Raw genomic sequence first — 12120 nt, forward strand, 5'->3', positions numbered from 1 at the left:
GCGGCCGCTGGTCGGTGGGTGTGCAGGAGAATGACCGCATGGCGGGATCGGGTGAGCGGGCGAGGCACTGGCAGTACGAGGAACTGCCCGGCGTCGACCTGTTGTGGGCCCGGTACATCCGCAAGACCTTCGTCCGGCACACCCACGAGAACTTCGTGATCGCCGCCATCGCCGACGGCGTCGAGGTCTTCCACCACGGCGGGTCCGACGTCCAGGTCGGCGCGGGAGCGCTCGCCCTGGTCAATCCGGACACCCCGCACACCGGACGGGCGGGTGTTCCGGAGGGCTGGCGGTACGGGGCGGTCTACCCCTCGCCCGAGGTGGTGGGCGCCATCGCGGCCGAGACCACCATGATCCGCGGCACCCCCGGCTTCGTCAGTCCCGTGCTCGACGATCCGTACACGGTCGGCCTGGTGCACCAGGTGCTGCGCGCCGCCGACGAGGGCAACGCGCTGGCCGCCGACACCCTGCTGCGGGTGGCCGTGACCCGGCTGCTGCGGCTCAACGGCGGGCCGCTGCCGCGGCGCGAGGTGCGCACGGCCGGGGCCCGCACCGCGGCACGGGCGCGTGCCGTGCTGGAGGAGCGGATGACGGAGCCGCCCACCCTGGAGCGGCTGGCCGCCGACCTGGGGACCAGTCCCTTCGCGCTGCTGCGGGCGTTCCGTGACTCCTACGGCATGCCGCCCCACGCCTGGCTGACCGACGCCCGGGTGCGCCGGGCACGGCACCTGCTGGACGCCGGGACCGCACCCGCGGAGGCGGCCGTCACCGTCGGCTTCACCGATCAGTCGCACCTCAACCGGCACTTCGCCCGGATCGTCGGCGTGCCCCCGGGGGCGTACCAGCGAGAGCGCAAGAACGTACAAGACCTGGGGCGCGGACCGCTCGTAACGTCCGACGCGTGGCACAACAGACAGCTCTCGCAGACATACGCGCCGACGACGGAGGGAAACCGGATGCCGCCGTCGTACGCGACGCCCTCGGAGTCGGGGTCGCCGTAGGACTGTCCGGGTTCGCCTTCGGGGTGACCTCGGCCGGCAGCGGACTGAGCCTGCTGCAGACCTGTGCGCTCAGCCTCCTGGTGTTCACCGGCGCCTCGCAGTTCGCCCTGGTGGGGGCGCTGGCCGCAGGAGGCAACCCGCTCACGGCGGCCGCGGGTGCCTTCTTCCTCGGGGTGCGCAACGCGTTCTACGGGCTGCGGCTGTCGCAGTTGCTGGCCCTCCCGCGCGCGGTGCGGCCGTTCGCCGCCCAGTGGGTGATCGACGAGACGACGGCGGTGGCGCTGGCGCAGCCGACCCGGCGCGCGGTGCGGATCGGCTTCACCGTCACCGGCCTCAGCCTGTACCTGCTGTGGAACCTCACCACGCTGCTCGGCGCCCTGGGTGCCAAGGCCATCGGCGACACCGAGGCGTGGGGCCTGGACGCGGCCGGACCCGCCGTGTTCCTGGCGCTGCTCGCCCCCATGGTGAAGACCGCCACCGAGCGCGCCGTCGCGGCCCTGGCGGTGCTGCTCGGACTTGGCCTGCTGCCCGTCCTGCCCGCCGGTGTGCCCGTCCTGGTGGCCGCGCTCGCGGCGCCGGTCGTCCTGTGGGCGGAGGGCCGCCGCAGGGGCCGTACCCGACACGACGTACCCGACGACGCACCAGAGGAAGACCGTTGAACACCTGGATCGCGATCGGCGTGACCGCCCTCGGCTGCTACGCCGTCAAGCTCGCCGGACTGCTCGTGCCCGCGGGAGCCCTGGAGCGCCCGCTGGTCAAGCGGCTCGCCGCCCTGCTGCCTGTCGCTCTCCTCGCCGCCCTCACGGCCCAGCAGACCTTCGCCCACGGGCACGCGCTGGTGCTGGACGCCCGGGCCGCGGGGCTCGCGGCCGCCGCCGTGGCGCTGGTGCTGCGTGCCCCGTTCCTGCTCGTCGTCGCGGCGGCCGTGGTGGTCACGGCGGGGGTGCGGGCCGTCGGAGGATGACGGTGCCCCGGCTCAGCCCACGAACCGGCCGTACGCCCTGAGGGTGCGCAGGGCCTCGATCGTCACCACGGGGCGGGCCTCCAGCGCCGTGCCGGGCGCCCACTGACGCCAGCGCACCGGCCAGCCGCCGTCCTCCTGCTGCTCGGCCGTGAGGAAGTCCAGGGAACGTGTCATCTCCTCGTCCGTGAACCACGCGCGCGCGAGCGACTGCGGTGTCCTCGCGAAGTCGTGCGGGAAGTGATGCTCGCCAGGGGCATAGCCCGGAGCGACGGGGTACTCCTCGAGCCGCTCCGGGTCCAGTGCCGCGAGCCGCTGCTCGCGCACCAGGCGGCCCAGGCGGTCGGCGGCCGCCTCCGCGCGCGGGCGGTCGGGCACCGAGTCCAGGAAAGCCACCGCGGCCTCTACCTCGTAGGGGTGGGACTCCTCCAGGCCGTTCACGGCCTGCCAGCAGAAGTCGGTGGCCCGGAACAGCCAGGCGTGCCACACCTCGTTGCGGTGCAGCAGGCCCACCACCGGTCCGGTGGCCAGCAGCTCGCTCGGCGGGTTGTCCACGATCGGGATGAACGGGGCCGCCGGATAGCCGCGCTGGCTGGGATGGATCGCCGGCAGGGCGCCGTCGGAGGTGGAGACGGACGTCAGATAGCGGCACACCCGCTCCACCCGCTGCCCGCCGCACCGTCCCACGGCGTCCAGGACGCGCAGCGCGTGGCCCGTGTGCAGCGGCTGGCTCACCGGGCCGCGCAGATCGGGCTCGAGAGCATGGCCGTACCCGCCGTCCTCGTTGCGGTAGGCGTCCAGCGCCGTCTCCACCGGATCGGCACCGCCGTTCAGGAAGTGGAAGGCGAACAGGCGCTGCTCCAGCACGCGCGCGGTGAGCCAGACGAACTGTTCGGCGCGGATGAGCGGTGTGCGCGCCGGGGACACAGGGTGGAGTGGAGAAGCTCCTGTTTCGGGCATGCGTCAGACCGTAGGACGGAAAGCGGTCTCGCAAGGCGGTCCCCGGCAGGGCCCACCCCAAGGGGCGGGATACTGGTGTCATGCGGTTGACGGTCTTCTGGCAGCGGATGGCGGAACACTTCGGAGTGGGGTACGCCGAGACATTCGCGCGCGATCATGTGATGTCGGAGCTGGGCGGACGCACGGTGCACGAGGCGCTGAACGCCGGCTGGGAGGCCAAGGACGTATGGCGGGTGGTCTGCACCGTCATGAACGTGCCGGGGGAGAGGCGCTGACCGGTAACGAAGATCGCGGGCCGACAGCGGGCTGTCAGCGGCGTGGGCGACACTTGCACCGTGGCCCCCACTGACGACACCGGGCAGCTCGCCCAGCACGCATCCCCGTTCGGTACGACGCCGCCCGCCCGGACCCCGGCCGAGGGCGCCGCCGGACCGGCCGCCCGCATGCCGCGCTGGCTGCCGCGCGCCATGGTGCTCGCGCTCGCCCTCGTCGCCGTGTTCCAGCTCGGCAGCTGGGCCTTCCACCAGCTGACCGGGCTGCTGATCAACATCCTCATCGCGTTCTTCCTGGCCCTCGCGATAGAACCCGCGGTGAGCTGGATGTCCGCCCACGGAATGCGCAGGGGACTCGCCACCTTCCTGGTCTTCCTCGGCCTGATGATCGTGACCGCGGGCTTCATCACGCTGCTCGGGTCGATGCTCGCGGGCCAGATCGTCAAGATGGTCGAGGGCTTCCCCGGCTATCTCGACTCGTTGATCAACTGGGTCAACCAGACGTTCCACACCGACCTCAGACGCGTGGACGTCCAGGAAGGGCTGCTCCACTCCGACTGGCTGCGCAAGTACGCGCAGACCAGCGCGGCCGGTGTGCTCGACGTCTCCGCCCAGGTGCTCGGCGGTCTGTTCCGGCTGCTGACGGTCACCCTCTTCTCGTTCTACTTCGCCGCCGACGGGCCGCGGCTGCGCCGCACCCTGTGCTCCGTCCTGCCGCCCGCCCGGCAGGCCGAGGTGCTGCGCGCGTGGGAGATCGCCGTGGACAAGACCGGCGGCTACCTCTACTCGCGCGGCCTCATGGCGCTCATCTCCGGGATCGCGCACTACATCCTGCTCCAGGCCCTGGGCGTGCCGTACGCGCCCGTGCTGGGCGTCTGGGTGGGTCTGGTCTCGCAGTTCATCCCCACCATCGGCACGTATCTCGCGGGCGCGTTGCCCATGTTGATCGCGTTCACGGTCAACCCCTGGTACGCGGTGTGGGTGCTGGCCTTCGTCGTGGTCTACCAGCAGTTCGAGAACTATGTGCTGCAGCCCAAGCTGACCTCGAAGACCGTCGACATCCACCCGGCGGTCGCCTTCGGGTCCGTCATCGCGGGCACCGCACTGCTCGGTGCCGTCGGCGCCCTGATCGCCATCCCCGCGGTCGCCACGCTGCAGGCCTTCCTGGGCGCGTATGTGAAGAGGTACGAGGTCACGGACGACCCCCGGGTGCAGGGGCACCGCACACGCGGGGCGTCCGGTCCCGGCCTGATGGCGCGTGCGCGTCGGCTGTGGGCGGGGCAGCCGGGGCCGACGGAGCCCGGGGCGGGGCTTCCGGAGGAGTCTTCCTGACGCACGGGTTCAGTACGTGAGGACCGCCCACACCCCGGCACCGGCCACGGCGGCCGCGTAGCAGCCGACCGCGACGGCCACGATGCGCTGCCGTGTCCGCTCGCTCCAGGACGTGTGCGACAGCAGCCACGCCAGCGTCGGCAGGATCAGGACGGCGTGCAGGCTCACTCCGTGCAGCGGCTTGAGCGGGGCCGTCGAGTGGTACGCCGCCTCCTGGTGACCGGTCCGGGTGAGCACCACACCGCGGGCGATCATCGCGGCGCCCGAGGCCAGCCCCACGAGCAGGATCGCGAACCCGGAGCGCACCGCGAGCGGCATGCCCGCCGGGCCCGTCGCCCGGTTCCGGAACGACGCCACGGCGAAGACGGTGAGCAGCACCACGAGCACACCGCCGCCCACCGCGAGCGTCATGGACACAGCCGTGTCGAAGGGGGTCTCCATGTCGAGGTGCGAGGGCACCCGGCGCCACGCCTGAAGGGTGATGCCGCCGACCTCCACCACACAGTCGGCGGCGATCACGACGAGCAGCACGGTGCGCAGCCGCTGCCCGACGCGCAGATACGACGTGACCCAGGTGACCGCGATCAGCGTCACCCCGAAGGAGAGCCCGAACGTGACGGGCTTGCGCCAGGAGACAGGACCGTCCCAGGGACCGCCGTCGACCGCGAACACCACCAGGTGCGCCAGACCGGAGGCGACGAGAAGCAGACCGGTCGCGTGACAGAGACGCTCGACGGCGTGCCGGGCGTCGATGGACGGCAGGTCCTTCATGGACCGCGGGTTCCTCTGGGACTGTGACGGGGACGGAAGCATGGCTCAAGGCTCCCGGGGGCGTCCCGCGCGGTCGTCGTCCGGTCGAAGACAACTGTCGTACACCGCCCGGAGTAGCCGCGCGGGCCGGGCGGCGTTGGGCCGGTGTCGGGTGCGCGGCAGTGGCTTCGGCAGGGGCTTCGCCAGGGCCACGACGAAGCATCGCAGGTGGCGCCTGGTGCGCTTGACATAAAAATCGAACATCCATTCTTATGGAGGCTCGGGCGAGGCTCTCGACGGGGATTTCGACACGGTTTGGGTGGAGAAGTGTCCGAGTTATCCACAGGCCGGGCCGGCGTCGGGGCGCATTGTCAGTGGCAGGCGTTAGCGTCTTTGACGTGAAGCGATCGACTCAAGCAAACCGGGTGGAACCCATGGCAGGAACCGACCGCGAGAAGGCGCTCGACGCCGCGCTCGCACAGATTGAACGGCAATTCGGCAAGGGCGCGGTCATGCGCATGGGCGAGCGGTCGAAGGAGCCCATCGAGGTCATCCCGACCGGGTCGACCGCGCTCGACGTGGCCCTGGGCGTCGGCGGACTGCCGCGCGGCCGCGTCGTGGAGATCTACGGCCCGGAGTCCTCCGGTAAGACGACCCTGACCCTGCACGCCGTGGCGAACGCACAGAAGGCCGGCGGTCAGGTCGCGTTCGTGGACGCGGAGCACGCCCTCGACCCCGAGTACGCGCGCAAGCTCGGCGTCGACATCGACAACCTCATCCTCTCCCAGCCCGACAACGGCGAGCAGGCCCTGGAGATCGTGGACATGCTGGTCCGCTCCGGCGCCCTCGACCTCATCGTCATCGACTCCGTCGCCGCGCTCGTCCCGCGCGCGGAGATCGAGGGCGAGATGGGCGACAGCCACGTCGGTCTGCAGGCCCGTCTGATGAGCCAGGCCCTGCGGAAGATCACCAGCGCGCTCAACCAGTCGAAGACCACCGCGATCTTCATCAACCAGCTCCGCGAGAAGATCGGCGTGATGTTCGGCTCCCCGGAGACCACGACCGGTGGCCGGGCGCTGAAGTTCTACGCCTCGGTGCGCATCGACATCCGCCGCATCGAGACCCTGAAGGACGGCACGGAGGCGGTCGGCAACCGCACCCGCTGCAAGGTCGTCAAGAACAAGGTCGCGCCGCCCTTCAAGCAGGCCGAGTTCGACATCCTCTACGGCCAGGGCATCAGCCGCGAGGGCGGTCTGATCGACATGGGCGTCGAGCACGGCTTCGTCCGCAAGGCCGGTGCCTGGTACACGTACGAGGGCGACCAGCTCGGCCAGGGCAAGGAGAACGCGCGCAACTTCCTGAAGGACAACCCCGACCTGGCCAACGAGATCGAGAAGAAGATCAAGGAGAAGCTGGGCGTCGGAGTGCGGCCGGAGGAGCCCACGGCCGAGCCGGGCGCCGACGCCGTGGTCGCGGCCGGTACGGACGCCGGGAAGACGGCGCCCGCCCCGGCAGCCGGCAAGGCCGCCAAGCCCAAGGCCGGCGCAGCCAAGAGCTGACCCGTGACACGACGAACCGACTGGGCCGAGTACGCGCACCCCGACGCTCCGCGGGAGCGGCGGGGGAGAGCCGGCGCGGGTCCTGCCTGGACGGGCGACGGCGCGGGGGGCGACGGCGCGTCCGCCACCGGGCCGTACGGGGGTGACGGCCCGTACGGCGACGATCCGCGCGGCGGTTCACGGCGCGGTGGCCGTGGGACGCGTGCCCGGGGCGGCTCGCGCGGACGGCGCGGGCGCGGTGGCTTCGGTGAGGCATCCGGTGCGGTGCCTGATGAGGACGGGGACTCCTTCTCCTCGTCGAGGGCCGAGAAGAAGGAGCACCCGGGGGACCCGGCTGAGCGGGCGCGGGCGATCTGTCTGCGCCTGCTCACCGGGACCCCGCGCACGCGGAAGCAGCTCGCGGACGCCCTGCGCAAGAGGGAGATCCCGGACGAGGTCGCGGGCGAAGTGCTGTCGCGGTTCGAGGAGGTCGGCCTGATCGACGACAGCGCGTTCGCCGACGCCTGGGTGGAGTCCCGGCACCACGGCCGGGGGCTGGCCCGGCGCGCGCTCGCGCGTGAACTGCGGACCAAGGGCGTCGACTCGACGCTGATCGACGAGGCCGTCGGCCGGCTCGACTCCGAGCAGGAGGAGGCGACCGCCCGCGAACTCGTCGTCCGCAAGCTGCGCGCCACCCGCGGCCTCGACCGCGACAAGCGGATACGGCGCCTCGCGGGGATGCTCGCCCGCAAGGGGTACTCCGAGGGCATGGCTCTCCGGGTGGTCCGGCAGGCGCTGGAAGAAGAGGGCGAGGACATGGAGTTCCTCGAGGGCGAGGAGTCCTGAGCCACCGTCGGCCGCCCGACCGGGCGGTCCGCTCCTATTGGTGGCCCGCTCCTCTTGGTTGAGGGCCTTCGACCGAGGGGCCTTCGTGAGGGCCTAGATCCCTCACGTGATCCGCCGCGTGCTCGCCGACCGGGCGTACCGCTTCCCGGCGACCATCGCCCACTCGCCCCTGGCGACGCCTGCCGGGCCGCTCCTCCATGGACGGGGTGGGGTTAACCCCCGTCCGAAGAGGCCGGAGCACCGCAGTGCACAGGCACCTGTGCACAGACGACTGTGTATGCATGCCCCTACCGCCCGTTCCCGTCGAGCTCTCCGACCTTGCCGCGCTCAAGGCGCTCGGCCACCCGCGTCGGCAGCGCATGCTCCAGCACCTCACCCTGCACGGCCCGGCGACCTCCGCCACGCTCGCCCGCGCACTGGGGCTGAACACCGGCTCGACCAGCTACCACCTGCGTGAACTCGCCAGGTACGGCTTCGTCGAGGAGACCACCGCGGCCGTCGGCCAGGGTCGGGAACGCTGGTGGCGGGCCGTCCCCGGCGACCTGCGCTTCCCGCCGCGCAGCCGACAGAGCGCGGAACTCCGGCACGTCATGGACGAGCTGAACCACCACGCCTACGCCGCCGATCTGGAGCTCTTCGAGCAGCTCCAGCTGGACGCGGAAGAGGGCGACCCATGGGCGGACGCCTTCCCCTGCTCGCGCGGCACCATCCGGCTGACCCTGCCCGAACTCCATGAGTTCTTCGAGGAGTACATCGCCCTCCTCAACCGCTACAAGCGCCCCGAGGCCGACACCCCGCCCGACGCCCGCACCGTACTCACACGCCTGCTCGCCTTCCCCGCCCCGGCAGACCACAACACCCGGACCGACAACAGAAAAGAGACCCGGCCCTCATGATGCTGCGCTACGCCCTCCGGACCGTCCGTGCCCGCAAGGCCGGATTCCTCGGCGCCTTTTTCGCCCTGATGTGCGCGGCCGCACTCATCACCGCCTGCGGCACGCTTCTCGACACCGGCCTGCGCGGCACGATCCGCACCGAGCGCTACGCGGCGGCCCCCGTCGTGGTCTCCGCCGACCAGAACGTCCACCAGACCACCGTCAAGCACAAGAAGGGCAAGACCAAGATCAAGCACAAGGCGAAACCCATCGCCGAACGTGCCTGGCTCCCGGTCGGCCTGGAGCGCACCCTCGCCCGCACCCCGGGCGCGGCCCGGGTCGTCCCCGAACTGACCTTTCTCGCCGAGCCGTTGACCCCGGCCGGAACCGGCGGCCGTACCGCCTACGGACACGCCTGGGACTCCGCCGCGCTCACGCCGTACCGGCTGATCGCCGGCACCGCCCCCAAGACCGCCACCGACCTCGTCGTCGACCGGTACCTGGCCGCACGCGCCCGCCTTCGGCCCGGTGACCACCTCACCGTGCAGTCGACGCAGTCCCCGCGCCGCTACCGGATCTCCGGAATCGCCGCTCCCGCCACGGACGTACGCCATCAGACGTCGCTGTTCTTCTCCACCGCCGAGGCCCGCCGACTGGCCGCGCACCCAGGGCAGGTGACCGCATACGGCGTTCTCCCCGCCAAGGGCACGGACCCGGACCGGCTGCGACAGGCGGTGGCGCGGACGCTGCACGGCACCACCGCCCAGGTCAGCAGCGGAGACGCCCGCGGCCCCGTCGAGTTCCTGGACGCGGCAGCCGCCCGGACCCGGCTCGTCAGCATGGGCGGTGCGATGGGGGGAACCTCGCTGCTCGTGGCCGTCCTCGTGGTCGTCGGCACCTTCGCGCTCTCCGTCCAGCAGCGCCACCGCGAACTCGCCCTGCTCCGCGCCATCGCCGCCACGTCCGGCCAGATCCGCAGGCTGCTCGGCCACGAGGCCCTGGTCGTCGGCGCGGCCGCGGGCACGGTCGGCGCGCTCCTCGGGCTTCCCCTGGGCGGTCTGCTGCACGATCGGTTCGTCGCCCTGGGGGCCGTCCCCGACACGCTGCAGCACACCGTCAGCGTCTTCCCGCCCTTCGCCGCCCTGGCGGCGACCCTGTTCGGGGCGTGGGCAGCGGCCCGTATCGCCTCGCGCCGGATCGCCCGGATCCGCCCGGCCGAGGCACTGGCCGAGGCCAGGACCGAGCGCGCCCGCACCCCCTGGGGGCGTATCGTCGCCGGTCTGCTGCTGCTCGCCGGCGGAGTCGTCCTCGTCGTCGTCCTCACCTCCTTGCGCACCGAGCCCGCCTCGACTCCCGTGACCTTCCTCGCCGTCGTGGTCCTGTCGACCTCCGTCGCCCTGCTCGGTCCCCTGCTGGTCAGGGCAGCCGCGCTGCTGCTCGCCGGCCCGCTGCGGCTCACCGGTCACAGCGGGCGGCTCGCGACCGCCAACCTGCGCGGGAACGCCGCCCGGATGGCCTCCGCCGTCACCCCCCTCACCCTTCTCATCGGCATGACCTGCACCGTCCTGTTCGTCCAGTCGACCCTCGGCGGCGCCGCCCGGGCCCAGGCCCGCGAGGGCGTCACCGCGGACTGGGTCGTCGCCGCCCAGGGGCCGGGCGTCCCGGCCGGGGCCGCACGGCAGCTTCGTACCCACGACGACGCCGTCACCGAAGTGGTCCGCACGACCGTCCGCGTCGGCCTGGACAAGTACGCCGCCCAGGGCCTCACCCCCGAGGGACTCACCCGCACCTGGGACCCGAAGGTCACCGCCGGCTCCCTCGACCGGCTGACCGGGAACACCGTCGCGGTCAGTGAACTCGCCGCGGATCAGCTCCACTTGAAGCCCGGCAGCACTCTGGAACTCACTCTCGGCGACGGAACGCCCGCCACGCTCACCGTCGCCGCCGTCTACGCCAGGGGTCTCGGCTTCGGCGACATCACCTTCGCGCACGACCTCGTCGCCCACCACGTCGACAACCCGCTCGCCTCCTCCGTCCTCGTCAGCACGACCCGTACACAGACACAACTCGCGACTACTCTCCGTAAGTTCCCAGGACTCCGGATTCTTTCTCCGGCCGCCGCCGACTCGCTCCAGGCCGACCGGCAGCAGGCGAACGCCGAGGTCAACTATCTGGCCATGGGGCTCGTCCTGGCCTTCACGGCCATCGCCGTGGTCAACACGCTCGCGATGTCGGTCTCCGAACGCGTCCGGGAGTTCGCGCTGCTCCGCCTGGCCGGGGCGACCCGGCGCCAGGTGCTCCGGATGCTGCGCACCGAGGCGCTGTCGGTCCTGCTCCTCGCCACGGCGCTCGGCAGCGGCATCGCCCTCGCGGTGCTGACCGCGTTCGGCATCGGTATGACGGGCCGCGCCGCGCCCACTGTCACGCCGTTGCTGTACGTCACCGTCGTCGCGGTCGCCGCCGTTCTCGCCCTCGTGGCCACCGCGCTCCCGGGACGCGTGGCGCTCAGGGTGCGCGCGGTGACGGTGGCGACCGCGAAGGAGTAGCACCGGCGCTCAAGAGCCTCGCCGACCACGGACATGGCCCCGCTGTACTGCCCGCCCGAGGAGTGACCGCGCGTCAGGAGGTGACCGGCAGCCCTGCCGCCCTCCACGCCTGGAAGCCACCGGCCAGGTCCGTCGCCCGGTGCAGGCCAAGGCGGTGCAGGGAGGCCGCCGCCAGGCTGGACGCGTAGCCCTCGTTGCAGACCACCACGACACGCAGGTCGTGGCCGGTCGCCTCGGGGGCGCGATGGCTGCCGCGGGGATCCAGGCGCCACTCCAGCTCGTTGCGCTCCACGACGAGCGCGCCGGGGATCAGTCCGTCCCTCTCGCGCAGGGCCGCATAGCGGATGTCGACCAGCAGGGCCTGGCCGGCCTGTACCGCGTCGTACGCCTCCAGCGGCTCGATCCGCCGGTAGCCGTCGCGCACCCGCTGCAGCAGCTCGTCGATGCCCGCCGGCTGTTCTTCCGGCTGCTCCTCCGCCCCGCTCACTGCCAGTCCTCCGGGCGCTCGACCTGTTCCAGGCGCAGCACCGGTCCGGTGCGGCTGTAGCGGCGGATCCGTGGCAGGGGCGGGTAGTAGGCGTGCACGGAGATCGCGTGCCGGTCGGTGGACTCGTTCAGCACCTCGTGGACGTGGTGCCGGCCGAAGGAGCGGCCCTGCCCGGCCGGCAGCTGCCGCTCGCGGTCCACGTCGTCGGTCAGTTCCAGGGTCCTCCAGCCGTCGGCGGGCAGCCGGACGGCGAGGGAGTTCTCCCTGAGCTCGCCCGTCGCGGCGATGAAGGCGCCGACGGACTCGGCGTGGTCGTGCCAGCCGGTGCCGGTGCCGGGCGGCCAGCCGATCAGCCAGGCCTCGCTGCCGCCGGGGCCCTCCAGTCGCACCCAGGTGCGGCCTTCCGGGTCGAGCGGGAGCGAGGCGATCAGCTCGGCGTCGGCGGCCACCCGCCGTACGAAGTCGAGGAGGTCCGCCTGCGTGGGCGCGGAAGCGGACCCCTGGGCGGGGGGAGTGGCGGAAAGAGCGGGAGAGGCAGACACATACACCGTC

13 protein-coding genes are annotated in these 12120 nt (G+C 72.1%); 9 read left to right on the forward strand and 4 right to left on the reverse strand.

Annotation, left to right across the window (positions count from 1 at the left end; all coding sequences use genetic code 11):
* Nucleotides 1-38 precede the first annotated feature (38 nt).
* Genes N8I87_RS29835 through N8I87_RS29845 form a run of 3 tightly spaced genes read left to right on the forward strand, consistent with a single transcriptional unit; the run spans nt 39 to nt 1965 of the window.
* On the forward strand, nt 39-1001 hold the full coding sequence (locus N8I87_RS29835; protein WP_263213361.1) for a helix-turn-helix domain-containing protein: 963 nt from the start codon (nt 39-41) through the stop codon (nt 999-1001).
* Entirely contained in the window at nt 902-1660 is a 759-nt protein-coding gene (locus tag N8I87_RS29840; RefSeq protein ID WP_263213363.1) for an AzlC family ABC transporter permease, read from the forward strand. Before N8I87_RS29835 ends, N8I87_RS29840 begins: the two co-directional genes overlap by 100 nt.
* Nucleotides 1657-1965, forward strand: coding sequence for an AzlD domain-containing protein (locus tag N8I87_RS29845; RefSeq protein ID WP_263213364.1), 309 nt, complete (start codon nt 1657-1659; stop codon nt 1963-1965). The genes N8I87_RS29840 and N8I87_RS29845 overlap by 4 nt, the downstream gene beginning before the upstream one ends.
* 12 nt (nt 1966-1977) lie before the next feature.
* Here the strand turns inward: N8I87_RS29845 and N8I87_RS29850 are convergent, their stop codons facing one another.
* Nucleotides 1978-2922: a prenyltransferase/squalene oxidase repeat-containing protein gene (locus N8I87_RS29850; RefSeq protein ID WP_263213365.1), complete on the reverse strand. Its 945-nt coding sequence runs from the start codon at nt 2920-2922 to the stop codon at nt 1978-1980.
* Nucleotides 2923-3002: 80 nt separating this feature from the next.
* Here N8I87_RS29850 and N8I87_RS29855 point away from each other — a divergent pair, with 80 nt between their 5' ends.
* Nucleotides 3003-3197, forward strand: coding sequence for a DUF3046 domain-containing protein (locus N8I87_RS29855; RefSeq protein WP_263213367.1), 195 nt, complete (start codon nt 3003-3005; stop codon nt 3195-3197).
* A gap of 60 nt (nt 3198-3257) precedes the next feature.
* Nucleotides 3258-4526 (forward strand): AI-2E family transporter, encoded by a 1269-nt coding sequence (locus N8I87_RS29860; RefSeq protein WP_263213368.1) that lies wholly within the window; start codon nt 3258-3260, stop codon nt 4524-4526.
* Between the two features lie 9 nt (nt 4527-4535).
* On the opposite strand, the gene N8I87_RS29865 is transcribed toward N8I87_RS29860, so the two are convergent.
* Nucleotides 4536-5297, reverse strand: coding sequence for a hypothetical protein (locus N8I87_RS29865; protein ID WP_263213370.1), 762 nt, complete (start codon nt 5295-5297; stop codon nt 4536-4538).
* Between the two features lie 413 nt (nt 5298-5710).
* On the opposite strand from N8I87_RS29865, the gene recA reads away from it, so the two are divergent.
* The 4 genes from recA (at nt 5711) to N8I87_RS29885 (ending at nt 11081) form a co-directional block, all read left to right on the forward strand.
* The gene (gene recA / locus N8I87_RS29870; RefSeq protein WP_263213371.1) at nt 5711-6835 is read left to right on the forward strand and encodes a recombinase RecA; all 1125 of its coding nucleotides are present in this window, start codon (nt 5711-5713) and stop codon (nt 6833-6835) included.
* A gap of 3 nt (nt 6836-6838) precedes the next feature.
* Complete coding sequence (recX, locus tag N8I87_RS29875) at nt 6839-7660, forward strand: recombination regulator RecX (protein WP_263213373.1); 822 nt, start codon at nt 6839-6841, stop codon at nt 7658-7660.
* Between the two features lie 281 nt (nt 7661-7941).
* Nucleotides 7942-8556: a winged helix-turn-helix domain-containing protein gene (locus N8I87_RS29880; RefSeq protein ID WP_263213374.1), complete on the forward strand. Its 615-nt coding sequence runs from the start codon at nt 7942-7944 to the stop codon at nt 8554-8556.
* Nucleotides 8553-11081: an ABC transporter permease gene (locus N8I87_RS29885; RefSeq protein WP_263213376.1), complete on the forward strand. Its 2529-nt coding sequence runs from the start codon at nt 8553-8555 to the stop codon at nt 11079-11081. Before N8I87_RS29880 ends, N8I87_RS29885 begins: the two co-directional genes overlap by 4 nt.
* Nucleotides 11082-11154: 73 nt before the next feature.
* On the opposite strand, the gene N8I87_RS29890 is transcribed toward N8I87_RS29885, so the two are convergent.
* Both N8I87_RS29890 and N8I87_RS29895 read right to left on the reverse strand, forming a co-directional pair.
* Nucleotides 11155-11568 carry a rhodanese-like domain-containing protein gene (locus tag N8I87_RS29890; protein ID WP_263213377.1) on the reverse strand — a complete coding sequence of 138 codons (414 nt, stop codon included), beginning with the start codon at nt 11566-11568 and terminating at the stop codon, nt 11155-11157.
* Nucleotides 11565-12110: a cupin domain-containing protein gene (locus tag N8I87_RS29895; RefSeq protein WP_263213379.1), complete on the reverse strand. Its 546-nt coding sequence runs from the start codon at nt 12108-12110 to the stop codon at nt 11565-11567. The genes N8I87_RS29890 and N8I87_RS29895 overlap by 4 nt, the downstream gene beginning before the upstream one ends.
* Nucleotides 12111-12120 lie beyond the last annotated feature (10 nt).

The sequence above is a fragment of the Streptomyces sp. HUAS 15-9 genome (genome assembly GCF_025642155.1).
Lineage (GTDB): Bacteria > Actinomycetota > Actinomycetes > Streptomycetales > Streptomycetaceae > Streptomyces.

Bases quoted from the DNA above. Each gene is read 5' to 3' on its own strand.
- N8I87_RS29850 (WP_263213365.1), bottom strand. From the start codon at position 2,922: ATGCCCGAAACAGGAGCTTCTCCACTCCACCCTGTGTCCCCGGCGCGC.
- N8I87_RS29865 (WP_263213370.1), bottom strand. From the start codon at position 5,297: ATGAAGGACCTGCCGTCCATCGACGCCCGGCACGCCGTCGAGCGTCTC.
- N8I87_RS29880 (WP_263213374.1), top strand. From the start codon at position 7,942: ATGCCCCTACCGCCCGTTCCCGTCGAGCTCTCCGACCTTGCCGCGCTC.
- recA (WP_263213371.1), top strand. From the start codon at position 5,711: ATGGCAGGAACCGACCGCGAGAAGGCGCTCGACGCCGCGCTCGCACAG.
- N8I87_RS29835 (WP_263213361.1), top strand. From the start codon at position 39: ATGGCGGGATCGGGTGAGCGGGCGAGGCACTGGCAGTACGAGGAACTG.
- N8I87_RS29855 (WP_263213367.1), top strand. From the start codon at position 3,003: ATGCGGTTGACGGTCTTCTGGCAGCGGATGGCGGAACACTTCGGAGTG.
- N8I87_RS29885 (WP_263213376.1), top strand. From the start codon at position 8,553: ATGATGCTGCGCTACGCCCTCCGGACCGTCCGTGCCCGCAAGGCCGGA.